At 40.2% G+C, this 20,691-nt stretch carries 21 protein-coding genes and 2 pseudogenes; 11 read left to right on the plus strand and 12 right to left on the minus strand.

What is annotated here, in order from left to right:
* Nucleotides 1–294 precede the first annotated feature (294 nt).
* On the minus strand, nucleotides 295–1,419 hold the full coding sequence (locus LIT25_21930; GenBank protein USK33167.1) for an acyltransferase: 1,125 nt from the start codon (nucleotides 1,417–1,419) through the stop codon (nucleotides 295–297).
* Between the two features lie 347 nt (nucleotides 1,420–1,766).
* Between LIT25_21930 and LIT25_21935 the strand changes: the two genes are divergently transcribed.
* A complete protein-coding gene (locus tag LIT25_21935) occupies nucleotides 1,767–2,666 on the plus strand; it encodes an NAD(P)/FAD-dependent oxidoreductase (protein ID USK33168.1) in 900 nt (299 codons plus the stop codon).
* 131 nt (nucleotides 2,667–2,797) lie between these two features.
* On the opposite strand, the gene fabF is transcribed toward LIT25_21935, so the two are convergent.
* On the minus strand, nucleotides 2,798–4,033 hold the full coding sequence (gene fabF / locus LIT25_21940) for a beta-ketoacyl-ACP synthase II (GenBank protein USK33169.1): 1,236 nt from the start codon (nucleotides 4,031–4,033) through the stop codon (nucleotides 2,798–2,800).
* Between the two features lie 213 nt (nucleotides 4,034–4,246).
* On the opposite strand from fabF, the pseudogene LIT25_21945 reads away from it, so the two are divergent.
* A pseudogene (locus LIT25_21945) lies at nucleotides 4,247–4,813 on the plus strand (TerD family protein).
* Nucleotides 4,814–5,275: 462 nt separating this feature from the next.
* Nucleotides 5,276–5,677: a tellurite resistance TerB family protein gene (locus LIT25_21950; protein ID USK36372.1), complete on the plus strand. Its 402-nt coding sequence runs from the start codon at nucleotides 5,276–5,278 to the stop codon at nucleotides 5,675–5,677.
* A 268-nt stretch (nucleotides 5,678–5,945) separates the two neighbouring features.
* On the opposite strand, the gene LIT25_21955 is transcribed toward LIT25_21950, so the two are convergent.
* A complete protein-coding gene (locus LIT25_21955) occupies nucleotides 5,946–6,164 on the minus strand; it encodes a hypothetical protein (protein ID USK33170.1) in 219 nt (72 codons plus the stop codon).
* Nucleotides 6,165–6,372: 208 nt separating this feature from the next.
* Here LIT25_21955 and LIT25_21960 point away from each other — a divergent pair, with 208 nt between their 5' ends.
* The 6 genes from LIT25_21960 (at nucleotide 6,373) to LIT25_21985 (ending at nucleotide 11,783) form a co-directional block, all read left to right on the plus strand.
* The gene (locus LIT25_21960; GenBank protein ID USK33171.1) at nucleotides 6,373–7,701 is read left to right on the plus strand and encodes a 5'-deoxyadenosine deaminase; all 1,329 of its coding nucleotides are present in this window, start codon (nucleotides 6,373–6,375) and stop codon (nucleotides 7,699–7,701) included.
* 40 nt (nucleotides 7,702–7,741) lie between these two features.
* Nucleotides 7,742–8,170, plus strand: a complete 429-nt coding sequence (locus tag LIT25_21965; protein ID USK33172.1) for a hypothetical protein — start codon at nucleotides 7,742–7,744, stop codon at nucleotides 8,168–8,170.
* Nucleotides 8,171–8,488: 318 nt separating this feature from the next.
* A complete protein-coding gene (locus LIT25_21970) occupies nucleotides 8,489–8,803 on the plus strand; it encodes a PTS sugar transporter subunit IIB (protein USK33173.1) in 315 nt (104 codons plus the stop codon).
* Between the two features lie 5 nt (nucleotides 8,804–8,808).
* Entirely contained in the window at nucleotides 8,809–10,125 is a 1,317-nt protein-coding gene (gene celB / locus LIT25_21975; GenBank protein USK33174.1) for a PTS cellobiose transporter subunit IIC, read from the plus strand.
* A 12-nt stretch (nucleotides 10,126–10,137) separates the two neighbouring features.
* The gene (locus LIT25_21980; GenBank protein ID USK33175.1) at nucleotides 10,138–10,458 is read left to right on the plus strand and encodes a PTS lactose/cellobiose transporter subunit IIA; all 321 of its coding nucleotides are present in this window, start codon (nucleotides 10,138–10,140) and stop codon (nucleotides 10,456–10,458) included.
* Nucleotides 10,459–10,460: 2 nt separating this feature from the next.
* Complete coding sequence (locus tag LIT25_21985; protein USK33176.1) at nucleotides 10,461–11,783, plus strand: 6-phospho-beta-glucosidase; 1,323 nt, start codon at nucleotides 10,461–10,463, stop codon at nucleotides 11,781–11,783.
* Between the two features lie 35 nt (nucleotides 11,784–11,818).
* On the opposite strand, the gene LIT25_21990 is transcribed toward LIT25_21985, so the two are convergent.
* The 4 genes from LIT25_21990 to LIT25_22005 all read right to left on the minus strand — a co-directional run bounded on the left by LIT25_21990 (nucleotide 11,819) and on the right by LIT25_22005 (nucleotide 13,861).
* A complete protein-coding gene (locus LIT25_21990) occupies nucleotides 11,819–12,016 on the minus strand; it encodes a hypothetical protein (protein ID USK33177.1) in 198 nt (65 codons plus the stop codon).
* Between the two features lie 129 nt (nucleotides 12,017–12,145).
* Nucleotides 12,146–12,535: a DoxX family protein gene (locus LIT25_21995; GenBank protein USK33178.1), complete on the minus strand. Its 390-nt coding sequence runs from the start codon at nucleotides 12,533–12,535 to the stop codon at nucleotides 12,146–12,148.
* A gap of 59 nt (nucleotides 12,536–12,594) precedes the next feature.
* The gene (locus LIT25_22000; GenBank protein USK33179.1) at nucleotides 12,595–13,446 is read right to left on the minus strand and encodes a M48 family metalloprotease; all 852 of its coding nucleotides are present in this window, start codon (nucleotides 13,444–13,446) and stop codon (nucleotides 12,595–12,597) included.
* A gap of 1 nt (nucleotide 13,447) precedes the next feature.
* The gene (locus tag LIT25_22005; protein ID USK33180.1) at nucleotides 13,448–13,861 is read right to left on the minus strand and encodes a BlaI/MecI/CopY family transcriptional regulator; all 414 of its coding nucleotides are present in this window, start codon (nucleotides 13,859–13,861) and stop codon (nucleotides 13,448–13,450) included.
* Nucleotides 13,862–13,978: 117 nt separating this feature from the next.
* Between LIT25_22005 and LIT25_22010 the strand changes: the two genes are divergently transcribed.
* Nucleotides 13,979–14,884 (plus strand): hypothetical protein, encoded by a 906-nt coding sequence (locus tag LIT25_22010; protein ID USK33181.1) that lies wholly within the window; start codon nucleotides 13,979–13,981, stop codon nucleotides 14,882–14,884.
* A 351-nt stretch (nucleotides 14,885–15,235) separates the two neighbouring features.
* On the opposite strand, the pseudogene LIT25_22015 reads toward LIT25_22010, so the two are convergent.
* From LIT25_22015 to LIT25_22035, 5 genes and pseudogenes are all read right to left on the minus strand, one after another.
* A pseudogene (locus LIT25_22015) lies at nucleotides 15,236–15,678 on the minus strand (HAD family hydrolase).
* A 118-nt stretch (nucleotides 15,679–15,796) separates the two neighbouring features.
* Nucleotides 15,797–16,669: an AraC family transcriptional regulator gene (locus LIT25_22020; GenBank protein ID USK33182.1), complete on the minus strand. Its 873-nt coding sequence runs from the start codon at nucleotides 16,667–16,669 to the stop codon at nucleotides 15,797–15,799.
* 126 nt (nucleotides 16,670–16,795) lie between these two features.
* Nucleotides 16,796–17,341 carry a GNAT family N-acetyltransferase gene (locus LIT25_22025; GenBank protein ID USK33183.1) on the minus strand — a complete coding sequence of 182 codons (546 nt, stop codon included), beginning with the start codon at nucleotides 17,339–17,341 and terminating at the stop codon, nucleotides 16,796–16,798.
* 131 nt (nucleotides 17,342–17,472) lie between these two features.
* Nucleotides 17,473–17,655, minus strand: coding sequence for a DUF4017 family protein (locus LIT25_22030; GenBank protein ID USK36373.1), 183 nt, complete (start codon nucleotides 17,653–17,655; stop codon nucleotides 17,473–17,475).
* A gap of 77 nt (nucleotides 17,656–17,732) precedes the next feature.
* Nucleotides 17,733–18,437 (minus strand): hypothetical protein, encoded by a 705-nt coding sequence (locus tag LIT25_22035; GenBank protein USK33184.1) that lies wholly within the window; start codon nucleotides 18,435–18,437, stop codon nucleotides 17,733–17,735.
* Nucleotides 18,438–19,182: 745 nt separating this feature from the next.
* Here LIT25_22035 and LIT25_22040 point away from each other — a divergent pair.
* Complete coding sequence (locus LIT25_22040) at nucleotides 19,183–20,616, plus strand: amino acid permease (protein USK33185.1); 1,434 nt, start codon at nucleotides 19,183–19,185, stop codon at nucleotides 20,614–20,616.
* Nucleotides 20,617–20,691 lie beyond the last annotated feature (75 nt).

Consider the following 20,691-nt stretch of genomic DNA (forward strand, 5'->3'; position numbering starts at 1 on the left):
ACTGTTTTCTTTGAATTAACCTACTATATTAAGTAGTTCTATATTTGAAAAAGTTTTCCTTGTTATATTAACTTATGTTTATTCTGCCTAGTTTAAATTTAATATTTAGCCTACTCCTTTATTCAACAATCTGGCCCTTTAAATGGAACAATTTTATTGTCATTTAACGTCTAATTTTTCATTTTTGGCTTTGTTTTCCATAGTGGCCCCTCATTCTTCGAATCGTTTCCGTACCCCAAAAAGGGGGGATTTGTCGACAGTCTGAAAAGTCCAGCTATATACTGGACTTTTCATTTATGCAGACTTCTGTACTTTATTCTCAACAAATTCTGACTGAACAGTACGCTTTGATTTTTTGATTTTCGGTACAGGTATAATAAAGCCGCTAAGCGGTATAAATTGCAGGAGCCGGATAAACAAGACTGCAATCAGCATGACCGCTAAAAACATCAGAGGTACATTTGCTACTGTCCAATAATCTTTCGGCATATGATTCGCAAATAGATACAAGATCATCGGATGAATGAGATAAATACCCATTGAATATTGCCCAATTAGCTTCAGTGGTTTATTAATCACTCTCCACTTCGACAGCAGAGGATAAATGCCTATTGTAGCAATACATAGGAGCGGAATGTTGATCAAATTTGTCAGCCTCCGGTTTGATACTTGTCCAGTAACCTTGTACTCTACAACTGCTCCTGCAGAAATAATCAGAGCAAGAGCAAGCATTTGCCAAGGACGTTTTGTTGCAAAACGGACAATTTCTTCCCAAAAGTAAGCTAGTACACCGCCAAATGCAAAATAAAACACCCAGATCGGCATAAATGTTTTACTGGCTAAAAACTCTCCAAAAGCCCCTTCTATTCCCGGGTTAAATCCAAATAATTTATAACTGATTATGAGAGCCATAAATGCAAAAACAAGCATTAGCGTCTTTGTCCGAAACAGCTTTTGTATAAAAGGGAAAATAAAATAAAACTGAACAACAATGGCAACAAAATAGAGATGATAAAAAGATTCTCCCATCAGAATCTTCTTTAATTCTTCCCAAAGATCTCCGACGGCCTGTTTATCATAATAGTAAGTAAGAACACGGTATACCAAGCTCCAGATCAGAAAAGGTATCAATATTTTAGAAAAGCGTGATTTGAGAAAGCTTCCCATTTCAAAGCCCTTCCTCTTTACCTGGTAAAAAAGGAGAAAACCGCTGATGACAGCGAATGTCGTAGTACCAAACCTGCCTAACTGATTAAGAAAATACGTAAACCAGTGCCATGTTTGTTCATTAGCATAATAATGTGTCGCAGTTACATGTACTCCTACTACTGCGATGCAGGCAAATGCCCTTAAAAAATGAATCTCAAAAATGTAATTTCTGCTTTTTTCACTCGTTGCACCTGTTGACTGAGCAGACATTCATTTTTTCCCTCCCTTTATTCTAAAGTCCCATTTTAGTTTAATAGGAATCATCATACAAGTGGTGGCTTTTGTAAAAAAGCGTTCTTTAGAATGGAATCTGCAAAGGTGACATATGATACAAGTTTTTATTTTGTAAGCGCTTTATCAACTGTGGCTGTTTGTAAGTTTTTATACCCATAAAAACTCCTTCTGAAAAAGTCGGTTGAATGGTCATTGGTATTTGGTAAATGTTTCTTTTTTCTGAGAAATGAAGGAATTTGTTTTCATTGCTAATGAATCTGAAGAATCACATTCCAAAATTAACACATCCTAACACTATCTTTTCAACAAAGGCGTGTTAATCAATGAAAAATACATACGAATGCATTATAATCGGCGCAGGTATTGCAGGTCTTCAGGCTGCTATACAGCTTGGGCGCTATAATCGCAGGGTACTGGTAATTGATTCAGGTTCAGGCCGTTCTTCTCTATGCAGGTGCTACCATAATATTTTAGGATGGCCTGAGGGCGTATCCGGAAAAACGCTTCGGGAGCTTGGTAAAGTTCAGGCAGAACGGTCAGGTGTTCATTTTTTAAATGGGTATGTAACAAGTGTCAGTAAAGCTGATTCTATCTTTCATGTGAAGACAGAAAATGGTGAGAGGCATGAGGCGATGAGAATTTTAATTGCAACCGGCTTAACTGATCGCCTGCCTCACATACCTAATTTGTACCCTTGTCTTGGGATAAGTATTTATGTTTGCCCTGACTGTGACGGCTATGAGGTGCAGGAAAAAAAAACCTTGGTGCTCGGATCAGGGACTTCTGGAGCAAATATGGCTCTCACTCTTACATATTGGACAAAAGATCTTACCTATATCAATCATGAAAAAGAGTATTTGCCTGAGGATATAAAAATGAAATTGCGTGAAAAAGGAATTGGCTGCGTGGATGAAGCTATTGATTCTGTGTTAGTAAATGGAACTTCTGCGTTTACAGGTGTTCAGCTCTCTGATGGAAGAAAGATATACGGTGACCGTGCATTTGCTGCGTTTGGAGGCAATACTGTTCATTCTGAATTGGCAGGAATGCTCGGAGCAGAAAGACTGGAGAACAAGCATGTGGTGGTGAATCCAAGGACTAAAGAGACAAGTGTCAAGCATGTCTGGGCTGCAGGAGATGTCGGAGTTCATTCCGAACAGGTTACGATTGCCATGGGAGACGGCTGTCAGGCCGCAATTTGGATTCACAAGAGTTTGCTTTAGTGTGGAGAAATTTCTAAAAATGGAAGATAAATAGGGAAAATAGGGAGATATATGGCTTGTATCCATTGATATAATACGAAAATCACTTGATAAATTGCATATTTAAAGCCGGCTCATCAGCCGGCTTTCTTCTAATTATATTTTTTAAAAATCAGCGTCGCATTATGACCGCCAAATCCAAGTGAATTGCTTAAAACAGCGTTCAGCTCCTGATTTCTTGCTTCATTCGGAACGTAATCCAAATCAAGTTCAGGATCGGCTGTCTCATAATTAATTGTAGGCGGAATCACCTTATCTCTAATAGCCATTACAGAAAAAATAGCTTCTATTGCACCTGCTGCACCCAGCAGGTGACCTGTCATGGACTTTGTTGAGGAAATCGGGAGCTTATAGGCATGACTGCCGAAGACGGCTTTGATAGCCTGTGTTTCGTAAAGATCGTTATAATGAGTGCTTGTGCCATGAGCATTAATATAATCAACATCTTCAGGCTTTAATTCTGCATCCTGCAGCGCCATTATCATCGAACGCTGACCGCCTTCGCCTTCTGGTGCAGGTGTTGTGATATGGAAAGCATCACCTGTTGCCCCATACCCGGCAATTTCTCCATAGATCTCCGCCCCCCTTGCCAATGCGTGCTGAAGCTCTTCAAGTATTAAAATGCCTGCCCCCTCTCCGATGACAAATCCATTTCTGTTTTTATCAAAAGGCCTTGAGGCTGTTTGAGGATCAGGATTTGTAGACAAGGCTGTCATATTTGAAAATCCGGCAACCGTCATTGGAGTAATCGCGGCTTCTGTTCCGCCGGTAATCATGACATCAGCATCTCCCCGCTGTATCACTTTAAAAGCATCGCCAATTGAATTTGCCCCGCTCGCACAGGCCGTTACTGTACAAGAGTTGATTCCTTTTGCACCAAGCTCAATAGAAACTCTCCCTGCTGCAAGGTCAGGAATCAGCATTGGAATAATAAAGGGGCTTACCCGTCTTACACCTTTGTCCAGAAATTTAATGTGCTGCTCTTCAAACTCTCCTAAACCTCCGATGCCTGAACCAATCCAGACTCCGACTCTCTCTGCATTGTTTTCATCAATTGTAAGTTCTGCATCTTTAACAGCCATTTTGCTTGCAGCTACAGCCAGCTGTGTAAACCTGCCCATTCTTCGTGCTTCTTTCATATCCATATACTCTTCGGGTTTAAAATCTTTTACTTCTGCAGCAACTTTCACGTTATAAATACTAGAATCAATATGAGATAAGGGTCCAATTCCGCTTATCCCTTTTATAATGCGATCAAAGCTTTCTTCCGCTGTATCTCCAACCGGAGTGACGGCTCCAAGACCTGTTACAACAACTCTTTTTTTCAAGCTAAATCCCCTCCCTGAAAATGTTTCTGTATAAAGTATTTTACCATCAAGCTTCAGGCACTTGCCACAAATCCTATCCATTAAAGAAATAACAGCTAATCATTGAAAAAATAGTTTAAAAGACTTAGTATTTAATTAGTAAAGGAATTTACTATTTTTACATATTTTTGAAATAATTTTATGATAAAATTTACCTAAGGAGTGAACAATTGAATGGGTGTTACGCTCAGCAAAGGTCAAAAAGTTGATTTAACAAAAACCAATCCTGGTCTTCAGAATGTCATTGTAGGATTAGGATGGGATGTGAGCCAGCATGGGTCTGCATACGATCTCGATGCTTCGGCGTTTTTGCTGGGACAATCCGGCAAAGTAAACAGTGATCTTGACTTCGTTTTTTATAATAATCCGAACGGCGGAAATAGCTCGATTCTATACACTGGTGATAATCGCACAGGCGCAGGACATCAGGATGATGAACAAATTCAGATTCATTTAACGGCTGTTCCTCAGTCCATCCACCGCATTGCCTTTACGATAACCATTCATGATGCACAAATGAAGCAGCAAAACTTCGGACAAGTCCAAAATGCATATGTGCGAATCTTTAATCCTCTTAATAATGAAGAGCTCATCCGATTTAATCTTGGCAGAGACTTCACTGTTGAAACAGCGATTGTGGCAGCAGAGCTTTATCGACATAACGGCGAATGGAAATTCAATGCGATTGCAAGCGGCTTCCAGGGCGGCCTTGCAGCATTGTGCCGCAATTTCGGAGTATCTGTTGATGATGAGCCTGCACCGGCGGCAGGAATTCATTCACAAGGATTTCAGCAAAACCAGACTCAGCCTTCATACTCTCAGCCTTCACCAGTATACGGGCAGCAGAATCAGGCTTTTGGACAGCAGAGTCCGTCCTATAATCAGCAAAATCCATCATTTGGTCAACCTGCATATGGTCAAACAAACCAATCTTATTCTCAGCCTCCTGCTCAAGGATCACATACATACAGCGGCGAAAACATCAGCTGTATCCGCTGTCATTCAACAAATGTCCGGACTGGTGAAAAAGGATTTGGTCTTGGAAAAGCGGCTGTCGGCGGTTTAATTCTGGGTCCTGTCGGTTTATTGGGAGGATTTATCGGAAAAAAAAAGCTGAAGTTCACATGCAACAGCTGCGGAAATTCCTGGTCTCCAAATCAGACGGATTATGCAGACTGGGCCAACCAGCAAAAAAGAAAAGCAATGGAATTGTTCCAGAAGTACAAGAGCCAGGACGTGCTTGAAGCTGTTGTTTCCGCATGCGCACTAGTAGGAATGGCAGATGGCAGATTAGATCCGGCTGAACGCCAAAAAATGATGGAATTTGTGAATCACAGTGAGGAATTGCGCGTTTTTGATACAAATAAAGTCATTCAGCAGTTCAATCTATATGTACAGCGAATTGAAAGGGATCCTATGATCGGCCGTGCTGAAGCATTTAAAGCACTTGGCAAAGTCAGATCAAAGCCTGAAATTGCAAGACTTGTTGCACGCTACTGCATCGCAATTGGCTTTGCTGATGGTCATTTCGACCACAATGAACAAAGAGTGGTAGCTGATATCTGCAATGAACTCGGATTGAATCCGAATGAATTTCTTTCTTAAAAAAAGCGGAAGCTCCGAAAGCCAGATAAGGATCCGACGGAAAAGTCCGGTTTTGAATTTATTGGAGGAGCCGTTCTGACCGGTGAGCTAGGCGCTAAAGCAAGACACGAATGAGCAAACCTATTTACTTGCTTTTCATATAAAAAAATGGAACCCCTGATCGATCAGAGGTTCTTTTTTACGTATAAAATAGTCTGTTACATTTTCTCACACAATTGGAGTGTTTATGATTTTTCTATAGTAGAATAAGAGAAAATCAGAAAAAAATTTATCCTTCCCTGATCATATAAACCCCTCTTCTTGGTTTTACGACAGAAGGATAGCGTTCGATAACCTTTACCATAAATGCGGAGGGAGACGATACCCGTTTGCCTGTTTGTGCTTCCAGATCATCTGCAATTTGTTTAGGAGTAGCTACTTTTCTGTTCCTTAAAAGGTGAAAAGCAGCTGCAATCAATTCATTTGACTCTTTTTTTGTATATCTCACAGTTCTCCATCCCTTTCTGATAAAAATCCTATTTTATTTATTTTACTTGGAAATCCCCCTTAAATCTACAACGTTTTAAAACGTTAAAGCGTTGATTCGTATTTTCACTATATTCCTATATTAACTTTTTATAACCTCATATTTTATAAAATTCTCAATCAGAAGGTTGCATATAATGATTCATATCACTTTTAGGCGGAGGTTTTCTATGGGCTCTCTTCTTATAAAAAATGCACAAATCATTTCGATGAATGAACAGAATGATATTTTTACAGGAGATATTTTCATAAAGAATGATCTGATTGCTGCGATTGGACCAAATCTGCAGAACCCTGCTGAAAAGGTCATTGATGCTGCCAACCGGACCATTATTCCTGGATTTGTTCAAACACATATTCACTTATGCCAGACGCTCTTCCGCGGCAGAGGAGATGATCTTGAATTATTGGATTGGCTGAAAAAAAGAATTTGGCCACTTGAAGCATCCCACGACGGGGAATCTGTCTATTATTCTGCGATGCTTGGAATTGGGGAATTGATTCAAAGCGGTACCACCACCATCGTTGATATGGAAACCGTACACCATACCGATTTTGCTTTTCAGGCCATTGCCGCAAGCGGAATCCGGGCGTTATCAGGCAAAGTCATGATGGATAAAGGATTTGACGTGCCTGCAGGACTTAGAGAGAAAACGGAGTCCTCTATCCAGGAAAGTGTTGATTTGCTGTTGAAATGGAATTTATATGATAACGGCAGGATCCGTTATGCTTTTTCTCCAAGGTTTGTCATTTCCTGCACTGAACAGCTGTTAAAGGAAGTAAGAGAGCTATCGATTGAACATGATGTGAAAGTACATACTCATGCTTCTGAAAATCAAGCAGAAATTAAGGTCGTGCTTGAAGAAACAGGCATGAGAAACATCGTCTATTTAGATCATCTCGGACTTGCGAATGAACGCCTGATTCTTGCCCACTGCGTCTGGCTTGATGAGAATGAGAAGCGGATTATTAAAGAACGCGGCATACATGTAAGCCATTGTCCCGGTTCAAATCTTAAACTCGCTTCCGGTATAGCAGATACAAAGGAACTTCTCGATATGAATGTGAGTTTAAGTCTTGGAGCTGATGGAGCTCCCTGCAATAATAACCTGGATATGTTTAATGAAATGAGGCTTGCTGCCCTTCTTCAAAAGCCGATTCATGGCCCTGCAGCCATGGATGCGAAAACGGTTTTTCAGATGGCGACGATTGGCGGAGCAAAGGCCGCTGGCTTAGAAAATGAAATCGGCAGCCTTGAGATTGGGAAAAAAGCAGATATGGTCATTCTGAATCTCAATCAGTTCCATACATACCCTTCAGAAGCAGATCCTATTTCAAGAATTGTTTACTCTGCCGGACGAGGAGATGTTGAGACAACAATCATCAATGGAAAAATCGTGATGGAAAACGGCATCATGAAAACAATGAATAAGGAACTCATATTAAGAGAAGCAAACCGCTCCATTCATCGCCTGCTGAAAAGAGCGGCATTGACTTAGTGAGGTATAATAGAATCATCACCTTAATAGAAATGAGTGAATGATTCTGAAAGATTTTATTAAGCTTATAGCTGAAATCGTTAATAATATACACGATATGATCAATGCGGCTGCCTACCAGACGCTTGGACTGAACGTGACAGATAAAGACCTGCATTTTTGGATTATGGGCATCATCGGAATGGGCGTATTTGTGTTCGTTTATCTATTATCCAAATGGCTGTCAAAGCTGCCATTTGGCATTACTGCTCTCTCATTCTTATATACACTGACATTTATGTTTGTTCTCGTATTTGGAATAGAAATACAGCAGGCCCTGACTAATAGAGGAAACATGGAATTTATAGATGCTATAGTTGGACTTTGGGGTTTTGTTGCCATGTTCTTGATTTATATTGGACTCATTCTTGCATTCTTGATCATCAGAGGTATTTTCAAGAGCGGCAAAAATAAGGATGTTGATCTGTAAAGAGCTCTCCTGCGGGGGCTCTTTTCTTTTTTGTGCTGTTATCGCTGCTTATCTGCCCAACAGTCTGTGCCTATTAAATGTTTATCAGTCTATTTTCAAGTTTTATCAGCGTAAATCGAGAGTTTATCAGATTTACCCTGAAACCACTCATTTCGGTGCTCCGCACCCCTTTTCCAAATTCAGCCTGTCCGCCTTTATTTTTCTATTTTCCCGCAACCAGCTCATACATATTTCGAAAAATTCTCCATACCTATTATTAAGCTCGTTTATTTTTTTGAACAACTTATGAAATCGCTTACAAAAGGAGGGGCTGTTTAAGTGAATATTTTACTATGCTGTGCTGCTGGGATGTCAACAAGCCTGCTTGTTTCTAAAATGGAGGCAAGCGCGAAGGAGCAAGCACTTGATTGCAGGATATGGGCTGTTGGCGCCAGTGAAGTGAACAAGCATTTGGATCAGGCGGATGTCCTGCTCGTCGGACCGCAAGTCCGCTATTTGCTGCCGCAATTAAAGACAAAGGGGCAGGAACGCGGAATTCCGGTTGATTCCATCAATATGCTTCATTATGGAACATGCAATGGTAAGGAAGTTCTAAATTTTGCGTTAGGACTTATTAATTCAGCTAAGGGGTGACTAGAATGGGAAAGGTCAATCGCTTCTTTGAGGAAAAATTTATGGCGGCAGCCGCAAAGGTTGCGGGGCAGCGGCATCTGCAGGCTTTAAGGGACGGTATTATTCTTACAATGCCGCTCATTATTATCGGTTCTGTGTTTTTAATACTCGGATTTCTTCCGATCAAAGGGTATCCGGAATTTATGGCAAGCGTGTTTGGGGACCAATGGCTGACAAAGCTTCTCTATCCAGTCGGGGCCACATTTGACATTATGGCGCTGATTGCATCTTTCGGGATTGCCTATCGCCTTGCTGAAACATATGGTGTTGATGCCCTTACAGCTGGTGCGGTTTCTGTTGCAGCATTCCTCTTGGCCACTCCCTACCAAGTTCCGTTTCTAGCAGAAGGTGCATCAGAAGCTGTTATGGTCGGCGGCGCCATTCCTGCCGCTTTAATGGGAAGCAAAGGACTGTTTGTTGCGATGCTTCTTGCCATCCTATCAACTGAAATATTCAGGTTCGTTATTCAGAAAAACCTTGTAATCAAAATGCCTGACGGTGTACCGCCGGCAGTAAGCCGTTCGTTTACCGCGCTCATCCCTGGATTCTTTATTCTTACATCTGTCTGGCTTTTGCGGTTACTCGTTGAAAATACGTCATTTGAAAGTCTTCATAATGTAGTCGGCATCCTTCTTGGTAAACCGCTCGGCGTCCTTGGAGGAAGTTTGATCGGAAGTCTTGTCGCCGTTATCCTGATTCAGCTTCTCTGGTCTACAGGACTTCACGGAGCAAGTATCGTCGGCGGAGTCATGGGGCCGATCTGGCTGACTTCTATGGATGAAAACAGGGTTGCCTTTCAAGCAGGAGAAGCTCTGCCAAATATTTTCACTCAGCAGTTCTTTGACCTATTCATCTATATTGGCGGATCGGGGGCCACGCTGTCACTGGTCTTCTGTATGCTCTTCCTTGCAAAAAGCCAGCAAATGAAACAGCTTGGGCGGCTGTCTATAGGACCGGGTGTGTTCAATATTAATGAGCCGGTCACGTTTGGAATGCCGATTGTCATGAATCCCCTGCTGATCATTCCATTTATCTTAACACCTATTGCGATTACAATCGCAACCTACATTTGCATGACGACTGGACTTGTCGCTAAACCAGCTGGAATCGGTGTTCCATGGACAATGCCTCCACTCTTTGGCGGGTACTTGGCAACTGGCGGAAAAATCTCGGGGCTCATTATGCAGCTGATTAATATGGTAATTGCCTTCTTTATCTATTATCCTTTCTTCCGCATGTGGGATAAACAGAAATTCAGCGAAGAAAATCAAGCTGCTTCATAATGGAGGGAATCTATGAATAAAGAACAGCTATATGAGCTTTCCTTCCATCTGATCGCCCATAGCGGCAATGCAAGAAGCCTTGCGATGGAAGCGATACAAGCATCCAAAAAAGGAAACTTTGAACTCGCTATTGAAAAACTTGAAGAAGCCGATAAGGAGTTCGTTAAAGCTCACCGGTTCCAAACAGAGCTGATTCAAAAAGAAGCCGGCGGTGAAAAGTACGACCTTCCTATCATCCTTGTCCATGCACAGGATCATTTAATGACAGCCATGACTGTCAAAGATCTTGCCATAGAAATCGTTGAAATTTATCAGCGGACAAAGAAGGTGTAAGCATGACGAATAAAAAAGGATTAAAGATCGCAACGATTGGCGGCGGTTCATCCTATACGCCTGAGCTGATTGAGGGGTTTATTAAACGCTATGATGAACTTCCCGTATCAGAGATATGGCTTGCAGATGTTCCAGAGGGAAAAAGAAAATTAGAGATCGTAGGTAGCCTCGCTAAACGAATGGTCGAAAAAGCAAATGTGCCAATTTCCATTCAGATGACACTTAATAGGCGCGAAGCATTGGAAAACGCAGATTTTGTTACCACTCAATTTCGTGTAGGACTTTTGGAAGCACGGGCAAAAGATGAACGTATTCCCCTTAAATATGGGGTTCTAGGCCAAGAAACAAATGGTCCTGGAGGCTTGTTTAAAGGTTTGCGCACCATTCCTGTTATCCTCAGCATCTGCAGGGAAATGGAAACCCTTTGCCCCGATGCCTGGCTGATCAATTTTACAAATCCAGCCGGAATGGTAACGGAGGCCGTCCTGAGATACAGCAATATCCGCAAGGTTGTTGGTCTATGCAATGTGCCGATCGGCATGGAAATGGGTGCGGCAAAGCTATTGAATGTGGAGCATAGCCAGATCCGGATTGATTTTGCGGGCTTAAATCACATGGTATATGGACTTGATGTGTATTTAGACGGGGTAAGCGTTAAACAGAAAGTGATTGATCTTATTACGCATCCAGAGCAATCCGTCACGATGCAGAATATCGTTGCGCTCGGATGGGAGCCTGAATTTTTAAAAGCCCTGAATGTATTCCCTTGCCCTTACCACCAGTATTATTACAAAACGAGGGAAATGGTTGAAAAAGAGATGAAAAATGCGGAAACCTCCGGCACACGTGCAGAAGTTGTGAAAAAGCTCGAGGATGAGCTGTTTGAACTCTATCAAAATGAGGAGCTTGCGATTAAACCTCCACAGCTCGAAAAACGCGGCGGTGCTTATTACAGTGATGCTGCTGTACGGCTGATTCACTCCATCTATACAGACAAACGGGACATTCAGCCAGTTAATACAATGAATAATGGGGCGATTGCAAGTCTTCCCCATGATTCTGCAATTGAAATCAGCTCTGTCATCACAAAGGATGGTCCTAAGCCGCTTGCCATTGGTGATCTGCCTGTTGCTGTCCGCGGTCTTGTTCAGCAAATAAAATCGTTTGAACGTGTCGCAGCAGAGGCCGCTGTTACCGGAAATTACAGTACAGCTTTGCTCGCAATGACGATTAATCCACTAGTCGCTTCCGATGCAACAGGTAAAAAAATACTTGATGAAATGCTTGAAGCTCATAAAGAGCATCTGCCTCAATTTTTCAAATGAAAAAGAACCGGCCTTCTTGGCCGGTTCTCCTCTTTTTATCCTCTGGCATAGGTAAATCCCTTCTGAAACCAAACGTAAAAAATCCGGATAATCACCAGGATCATAAAATTAACGGTATAAGTAAGCAGCCAGCTGTACCGGGTATACTCCATCAAATCTGTATATTCAGCAAGCAGCCACGCTGATAATTGAATGCCGAATGCGGTTAAAGAAAAGTAAAGGAATTTGTCCAAAAACCCTTTTTAGGACCGATTCAGCTGGGCATCGACTTCGGCAATCTTGCCACATTCGGGCAGCTGAAGCACGCTTTAAAGTTTTTATATAACAAGAATTAAAAAAAAGACGTTGAGCACGTCCTTTTTTTAGTCTTTATCTTTAAAGATTACCTGTTCCAGTGAAAGAAATTTACTTCCGCTCAAAACAAGACAAATTGACATAGCAAGTAATGCCACATCCAGCTCGTATCCGCCTATAAAACCGCTGCCAAGCTTAGCTGTAAAGATGGCTCCAAGCATAATCAGCCCAAAGAGCGCAGAAATAATTCGTGTACCAAGTCCAAGCATTAAGAGAATTCCTCCGGCTGCCTCTATTATGGCCACAGGATAAGCCAGAAAACCAGATACTCCTATACTGTCGAAAAATCCTGCTGTATTTTCGACTCCTCCCTGAAATTTCGTTAAGCCGTGCACGAAAAAAATAAATCCTAATGCGATGCGTACAATCAGACCGCCAAGTTCTGCATTCTTTGTCATATGTAAAACACTCCTTTTTATTTTACACTACATATCGTAGTTTAATTCCTTAAAAATTTTTAGGACAGCTCGATCAAAAACATCATCAGCAGCATGAAGAATACAAGCATTGAGACCGCGGCCTTTTTTAACGGCAGATCTAACGGTGTCTCTGCGAATGGATCAATAATTTTTTGGATTCTAAGATTAATCGCTGTATCTGCAAATGGTGCATACGAGAATGATAGAAGCTTCTTTTTTTGATTTTTTTTCAAGATTTTAAGCAGCGCACTTCCTAAATCTGCTGAAGATTGAAGTCTGCTGATGGCATAATGATCTGCCAGCAGTTCGCGGATCATTCTGTATTTTTGATAAAACCAGCCGAGAATCGGAATATACCACATCACAGATGAGCACACCGATAATACAAAAAGCTTCAAAGGATCCCTGTTTTTTTGATGATAAATTTCATGCAAAAGAACTGCGCGTCTTTCTCCTTCATCAAGCAAATTCAATAGTCCGGTAGAAAGAATGATTTTCGGACGAAAAAACCCCATCGTCAATGACAGAACAGCATCCTCGTCAATCACCTGGATAGTCTCTTTTGACAGAGAGAATTGCCGGTTGTATCGAAACGTTAAAGATCTGTTCATTCGTTTAGCCATTTTTTTATGAATGGTATGAGAGAGGTAAAGCTGTTTTATAATCTTGTAAACTGTCATGGATACGGTCGCATAAATTATCACTTCAAGTAAATATTCAAGCGACGTAAACCCCAAGGACTGAAGGGCTGTGCTGCACAATTGAATCAGATTAAACTCAATCGGCAGGCCGAGCAATTTTCGAAAAAGATAGATCGTCATTTGAATAAGCAGAATCATTGAGATGGACACACAAGCTAAAAATACTTGTTTTGATCTTTTTTCCCACATTCTATTTTTCCTTTTTCATTTCTTTTATTTTTTGCTCAAGCTTTGCAATCAAGCTCTCATCTGCTTCATCAATGCTGTCAATCATATGGCTTACGACTATTTGTCCAAACTCGTCAATCAGTCCGTTTGTCAGCTCTTTGGATTGTGCACAAAGAAACTCTTCTTTAGTCAGGACTGGACGGAACAGTGATCCTCTGCCCTCCAACCGCTTCGTTAGGACACCCTTTTCAACAAGGCGGTTCATGACTGTCATCACCGTGTTAAAGCTCATTTTTTTCTCTTTTTCAAGCTTCTGCTGAACGTCTTTTATCGACATCTCAGATGAATTCCAAAGGATATTCATTATCTTAGCCTCTAACGGGCCAAAAAACCGATTTAAGCCTTTTTCATTAAATTTAAAATGCTGGATTTTCACAATGACAACACCTCACACTACACATTGTAATGTGCAAATACTCCAGAGTCAAATGATTCTTAAAGTTGTTTCGGTCCAGTGGTAGATGGTAGATTAGTAGAAAGGGGGAAAAATTGAATGATTCTTACCGGTATGATTCTCGATGTGGAAACAACAGGCTTATCGCCCATTCAGGATGAAATGATTGAAATTGGTTTCCTGCTGTTCCGTTATGATACAGATACAGATGTCTTTTTAGAAACGCTTGAAGAGCACTCTTTTTTAAGAGAGCCTTTGTCTCTTTCAGCCAGAAAAAACTATGAATTTGCCTTTCGGATTCATTCGATTCCTTTTGAAGATGTTAAGGGCAAAATGTTCGATGATACAAAGATCAAGTCAGCGATCCATCAGGCTGATTTTATTATTGCTCATAATGCTTCATTTGACCGGAGCTTCACCGCTAAAATGTACCCTGAGCTTCATTCGAAGAAATGGTACTGCTCTGCCAGAAATATTCCGTGGAAGAAATACGGATATCAAAGTGCCAAGTTAATCAGCCTATTACATAACCACAAGCTTGCAGCTGTGCAGACTCATCGTGCACTGGATGATGTAAAACAGCTTCACCAGCTGCTGAAGTGCTCGAATTACGAAGGCACATCCTACTTGAATATCGCTTTAACAAAACATGCTTCTGCACCAAAGTCAAAGTCGATTAAATGTTTACTTTCCGGTGTAAAACAAAAAAGGGCAGACGGGATGAATCCGCAGGCATATCTGCCCCATATTACTCAAAACGAAACTTTGCTGTTAAAAAAAGAAGAGGAAACAGATCGGTTTCATGTGTATACCACGGGCCAAAACTATCTGGGCTTCATTGGCGCTGCCCAAAGCAAAAAATTAGCTGGCTATATGAAAGAATCTTTTCAGCTCACAGCAAAAGTTCTTGAAATACTTCTTAATGAAAAAGGAGAGCACGGCTGCAGGATTGAAATCAGCATCGAAGAACAGGCGAAGAAAAAAGAGCATTCATTTAACCGTTAAAAGAACAGCATGCAGCTGTTCTTTTTTTATATTTACAAATTGCCGGCAGGGTTTCTGAATAGACTGAATGTATCGTGAGAAATGAAATGGAGAAGACTGCTGATGACACATAAAACTCCTGATCTTTCTAAGTTTACAGATGCCTTTCCCATTATTCCGCTGCTGAGGCCTCATCAAAAAGGAAACAGCTTTACGTATTATAAAGTGAGAATGACCGAATGCAGACTATCTCTTCACCGCGAATTAAATCCTTCCACTCTGTGGTATTATGAAAACTCCTATCCAGGTCCTGTAATTGAGGTTGAAAGCGGAGAGAAAACCTATATAAAATGGATAAACAATCTAAAGCTGTTTTTTTACACCTTCCCATTCCGAAACAATGATCGTTTCAAAATACGTTTTAAACCCAATGCGTTTATGTTATCTATTTGGAACTGGCCTTTTCCGTTTGTTATGATTCCTAATTTAATGGACTTGCTTTTTAACCCTTTTAACATACTGATTAGATTGGGAAAAGGGATACAGCTATTCTTAAATTGATTTAAGTAATCTTGAAGTAAACTCTCCCAAGTGATTGCAGTAATGGTAAGCTCATCGACCAATTGCTGATATACTTTATCTTTCCAAACATACCCCCTGCAATCTAATTCTATAAACCTGGAAGTATATTTTTCTTTTGGTATATGACCTATCAGTTTATTCATTCTATCGTATTGGCCGGATATAAACTTCTGTACTGAGGCATCCCGATTTAACAACGTTCCATCTAAATCAAAGATGACTGCCTTAATCATTCTTGTATTCTCTCCCATAAACATAATTCTTGTTCCAGTTCAAAAGACGCCTTCTTATTAAAGAATGGCGCCTTTTTCTTGTTAAAAAGAAACCTATAATCACCAGAGATAAACGGGATTACATTTTTAAAATCGGTATCCATATTTCACTTTTAAACGCGGGTGAACTTGTATCTTTATTTTCATTCCACAGGATTTCCGGACCTTCTAGTTGTTCATAATTTGAGGATGGAAACCATTCGGAATAAATTCGTCCCCATACTTCTTGCAGCCTATCAGGAAATGGCCCGATTGCATCAAATACAGCCCATGTTGAGGCTGGAACTTCAAGCTGTGACAGGTTATCTGGACATTCCATAGTTGTTGCTGCGCCAATATAGTGATCAAGCTCCCCTTTTTCCTCCATCCTCCCTTCAGAAAAGTTCGTGGAGGCGCTAATTAGCCCAATAGGCTCCACATTAGAAAGTTTTTTTAGCTTATTGATCGTTTCAATATCTAAACTTCGCCACATAGAAGCAATCTCTGGATTAACCCCATTAAATTGAACATGAACTCTTTTCTTAATACCAACAATGCGAAATGCCTCTTTTTCTTCTATTCGGTAGTTCATTTCACTTCCTCCTTTAATTGATAACTGGAAGGTCATCCGTGGGAAAGCTTTAAGTGAATGGCCGCTATTTCTGGCTTCTGAAGGTGTGATTCCATGCAAATTTTGAAAAGCCCGTGCAAAAGAATCTGGTGAGCTGTATCTGTATTTCATTGCAATATCAATGACCTTTACGCCGCTGTCTATAAGCTCAAATGCTGCAAGTGTAAGCCGTCTGCGGCGGATGTATTCTGATAGCGAAATACCTGCAAGGAATGAAAACATCCTTTTAAAATGATATTCTGAGCATAAAGACAGCCTTGCAACTTCTTTAATGTCAATATCATCAGTAAGGTTTTCTTCAATGTACTGAATCGCTCTATTCATGTTCTTAAGCAAATCCATTCGGGTGACCTCCTTTATCAATAGATTAACAGGGGAAGACTGTTGCTGCCCGACATTTCGTGCTCACTTATGCAGGTTCTTATTATTCGTTTCTCACTATTAATTTTGATTACAATGCAATTGAACTTACCCATTAAACCTCCCCATCAATATAGTATTATAATAATTTCCATCAGATAATATTTTGTCTTTTTTCAAGACCCCTTCTACTTCAAAACCAAAGTCCTTATAAAGTTTTATAGCTTTTTCATTGATCTCCAGAACATTCAGCGTTATTTTCCTGATTTCATTAGAGTCTGCCCAATAGACAGATTCTTTTAAAAGGTTTTTTCCTATGCCATATCCCCAATATTCTTTTAATATACCGACTCCAAATTCTGCTTTATGGGAAATTCTTTTTAATTTCCCCCCTTCACATCTTGAAAAACCTACGATGCTTCCATTTACTTCTGCTACTAAAAATAGGTTATTCATCCTCTCTGTATCATCTTTAATAATCTGTTTAAATCCTGATTCATCTATGTACGCCTCTCCCTTTTCTCTATCTAAATTTTCTGTTTCCCCATCTATCTGCAATCTTAGATCAGACAAGTTTTTCGCATCTTCCTCTACTGCAGACCTTACAATATAACGTAAATCATGAACGTAAAACTCTTTTTGAATAACTCTCAAGTTCAGTGCCTCCATCTATATTATTTACTTCTCCTTCACTGGATTAACTGCCGTTTCTCCATAGCTGCTTCAACGAAAAAAGCATCAACCCTTCTCAGATCAATGCCCAGTAACTTTATTAAAAATATTAATTATATACGTTTTTTATTTATCAAAATGGTAACTATGGCCGTAACGATCAATAGTGGAATTGCATATATTTGTCCAACAAACAATTTCCATCCTAAGAAATTATAGCCTGGATAATCAGGAATTGAGATTACTATTATACAAACAATCAAATAGGCTAATACTGGCTGAATTATATTTTTTATCCGTTTAAGATCCTTTGGGTAATTAATAAAATTCAATAGAGTTAAAGGGAATTTTTAACTATACTGTGTGCCTGATATTAATTTTTTTTTATCTTCCACACTAATTGATCTGGCTCATCTTTTTCAAGGAATGTTAAGCGGTATATGTTTTTAAATCTATCATCAGCAAACTCTATTTTATTGTTGAGCTTCCATACGAGGATCCAGTATTCATTGAATAAGTCTTGTTCGTCAGTATTCTCCAAAGAGAAAATTTTCTCCTTGCCTACAACTTTACCGTTTCTTTTCTTGATTTCCATGTATACATCGATTGTAGACACCTCATGATGACATACGATGCTGCCCACATATTTCTTATTTGGGCTGCTTTTTTTTATAAGAGGATAGATATTCTGATAATCCAGTTGTTTGACTTTCTCATAAACTTCATCAAGAAGAGATGTGTCCCAGTTAAATTCACAAGCAGCAAGCTTCATCCCTTCGTGAACGATTTCTAAGGTTTTAACTTTCTTCTTCCTATCAGATAATTCTAAAAACGCCTGAACATCCACCTCTACAAATACAGGAAAATAATTAAATATGATGTGATCATAAGGATCCAACTGCTTTACTTTTTCCAGATTTTCTACACAGTTGATCTGAATTCCTCTATCATCCTTCGCCTGCAGTTTTGGCAGAAGACGGCTGTACAAAAATGATATACTCCTTGTCTGATTAAAGAATAGCCAATTCTGATCCATATCCGCTGGAACTAAAAGCTGAATATCTTTTATAATCGGCATAATAACAATCTCCTTATGGTCTATGTTGGAATCTTAAAGCCAGTCTTCTTCTTTATTTTCGTTATGCGATTGTACTCGTTAGCGAAGATCGTCGTGGAACATCTATGCTGCATGAATATACAAAGAAAACCCCTATTCTGGAAAAGATGGATATTTACTGCTTAGTAATTATTATTTCTTCTCTTTCGGGCATTGAGAAAGGGACCTGAAGTGAAAAACTTATCGGAAATTGGAGACCAAACTTTATATATCATTTTATTCCGTCAGTTAATAGAAAGAAACTTTTTCTGCCAATCTGCACGTTTACTTAATGCTGATTATTTCAAAACAAAACAATTTACTCAATACTTTATTTCATTAAGACGGGGAACCTTCGGAAATTTAAGAATTGGAAACTGCTGCTTTAATTGTCATTTCAAATTCCTCTTGGCAGTTGTACCTATGCCGTTGCATTAAGCCATCCAAACTCCACCTCCAATTGTTAATTGTGTCTAACAATTTGCATGCAGTTCATCAATCGGCTGCATATTTATTCAAATTATTCTAAAATAGCCTCCTTTCCCCAAAAATTGAATAATAGCCGAACAGTATATTTCTAATAATAGCCATTTTACTGGCTTAAGGGCACCCGATTTTCAAGCAGCTGTATTTATTTTTAAAAATTTAATTTTCATATAATACTAAATAGTGATAAAATAATGGAGATTTTATAATTCTGCAAACGCTTACTTATAAGGAGGCCTCCATGTTAAATCAGAATCAGGAATTGAAAAAAGAATTAAAAGAAAGGCATATTTTGATGATTGCCCTAGGCGGTGTAATCGGTACAGGACTATTCCTGAGCACCGGGTATACCATTGGCGAGGCGGGACCGGGAGGAGCAATTCTCGCATATCTGATTGGCGGCTTTGTCATGTATTTGACAATGCTTTGCCTCGGTGAATTGGCCGTTGCAAACCCAACTGTAGGATCTTATCAAACTTACGCAACGAAATTTATATCACCGGGAGCAGGCTATGTGGTAGGGTGGATGTCGTGGCTGAACTGGTCCGTCACAATCGGCCTGGAACTGCTTACGGTCAGTATTTTGATGAAGCGCTGGTTTCCAGATGTTGCGCCGTGGATTTGGTGCATCGTATTCGCCATCCTGCTTTTTGGCATCAATGCATTGTCTACAAAAAGCTTTGCAGAAGTTGAGTTTTGGTTTGCAGGTATCAAGGTAATTACCGTTATCGCTTTTATTCTTTTAGGCGGAGCAGCCATGTTTGGATTTCTTCAAATGGGGAGCGGGGAGCCTGCTCCATTTCTAAGCAATTTTACGGATCACGGAGGATTATTTCCAAATGGAATAGCGGCAATTTTAATTACGATGATCGGCGTGAATTTTTCTTTTCAGGGAACGGAACTCGTTGGAATCGCAGCGGGGGAGAGTGAGAATCCTGAAAAAACAATTCCAAAAGCCATCAATAGTACAGCTTGGCGCATTCTTATCTTCTTTATTCTCTCTGTTTTTGTATTGGCTGGACTGTTTCCATGGAAAGAAGCAGGACTTGTGGAAAGTCCGTTTGTGGTTGTATTTGATAACATTGGGATTCCATATGCGGCTGACATTATGAACTTTGTTATTATCACTGCAGTGTTATCGGTCGCAAACTCTGGATTATACGCTACATCCCGTATGCTCTGGTCGATGTCCAGACAGGGGATGATTCATGAAAGGTTCGGGAAGCTGAATAAAAGCGGAGTACCTATCAATGCTCTAGCTGCAAGCATGATTGTAGGCTGCTTGTGCCTATTGTGCGGTTTTTTTGCCGAAGACACAGTATACTTGTGGCTGCTGTCTATCGCAGGTTTTGGAGCAGTGTTTGTATGGGCATCCATCGCTCTTTCCAACTACTTAGGCAGGAAAAAGTTTTTGAGAAACGGCGGAAAGATCAGTGACCTGAAGTTCAGGACGCCGTTTTATCCGATCGTTCCTCTAGCTGCGCTGTCTGCCAATGTACTGGTGATGGTGAGCCTAGCTTTTATTCCAGACCAAAGAATGGCAATTTACTGCGGAATTCCTTTTCTGATAGCGTGCGCTTTATATTATCGTTTTTCAGCAAAGGACAAGATGGAGAAGAAGCGGCTCGTTCAAGAGCAGGACTTAATGGAATTGAATCGAGAAAAGATCTTATAGCAGGTAAAAAGAAAAAGGACCTAAAAGGTCCTTTCAGGCTGTCGACAAAGTCGACAGCTATTTTTATACCAAAAG

Source organism: Bacillus sp. F19 (assembly GCA_023823795.1).
Classification (GTDB): Bacteria; Bacillota; Bacilli; order Bacillales; family Bacillaceae; genus Bacillus_P.

What these genes read in the sequence shown, in the direction of transcription:
- LIT25_21930 (USK33167.1), bottom strand. Translation starts at nt 1,419, where the DNA reads ATGTCTGCTCAGTCAACAGGTGCAACGAGTGAAAAAAGCAGAAATTAC.
- LIT25_21935 (USK33168.1), top strand. Translation starts at nt 1,767, where the DNA reads ATGAAAAATACATACGAATGCATTATAATCGGCGCAGGTATTGCAGGT.
- LIT25_21950 (USK36372.1), top strand. Translation starts at nt 5,276, where the DNA reads ATGGAATTGTTCCAGAAGTACAAGAGCCAGGACGTGCTTGAAGCTGTT.
- LIT25_21960 (USK33171.1), top strand. Translation starts at nt 6,373, where the DNA reads ATGGGCTCTCTTCTTATAAAAAATGCACAAATCATTTCGATGAATGAA.
- LIT25_21965 (USK33172.1), top strand. Translation starts at nt 7,742, where the DNA reads ATGATTCTGAAAGATTTTATTAAGCTTATAGCTGAAATCGTTAATAAT.
- celB (USK33174.1), top strand. Translation starts at nt 8,809, where the DNA reads ATGGGAAAGGTCAATCGCTTCTTTGAGGAAAAATTTATGGCGGCAGCC.
- LIT25_21980 (USK33175.1), top strand. Translation starts at nt 10,138, where the DNA reads ATGAATAAAGAACAGCTATATGAGCTTTCCTTCCATCTGATCGCCCAT.
- LIT25_21985 (USK33176.1), top strand. Translation starts at nt 10,461, where the DNA reads ATGACGAATAAAAAAGGATTAAAGATCGCAACGATTGGCGGCGGTTCA.
- LIT25_21995 (USK33178.1), bottom strand. Translation starts at nt 12,535, where the DNA reads ATGACAAAGAATGCAGAACTTGGCGGTCTGATTGTACGCATCGCATTA.
- LIT25_22000 (USK33179.1), bottom strand. Translation starts at nt 13,446, where the DNA reads ATGTGGGAAAAAAGATCAAAACAAGTATTTTTAGCTTGTGTGTCCATC.
- LIT25_22010 (USK33181.1), top strand. Translation starts at nt 13,979, where the DNA reads ATGATTCTTACCGGTATGATTCTCGATGTGGAAACAACAGGCTTATCG.
- LIT25_22020 (USK33182.1), bottom strand. Translation starts at nt 16,669, where the DNA reads ATGGATTTGCTTAAGAACATGAATAGAGCGATTCAGTACATTGAAGAA.
- LIT25_22035 (USK33184.1), bottom strand. Translation starts at nt 18,437, where the DNA reads ATGCCGATTATAAAAGATATTCAGCTTTTAGTTCCAGCGGATATGGAT.
- LIT25_22040 (USK33185.1), top strand. Translation starts at nt 19,183, where the DNA reads ATGTTAAATCAGAATCAGGAATTGAAAAAAGAATTAAAAGAAAGGCAT.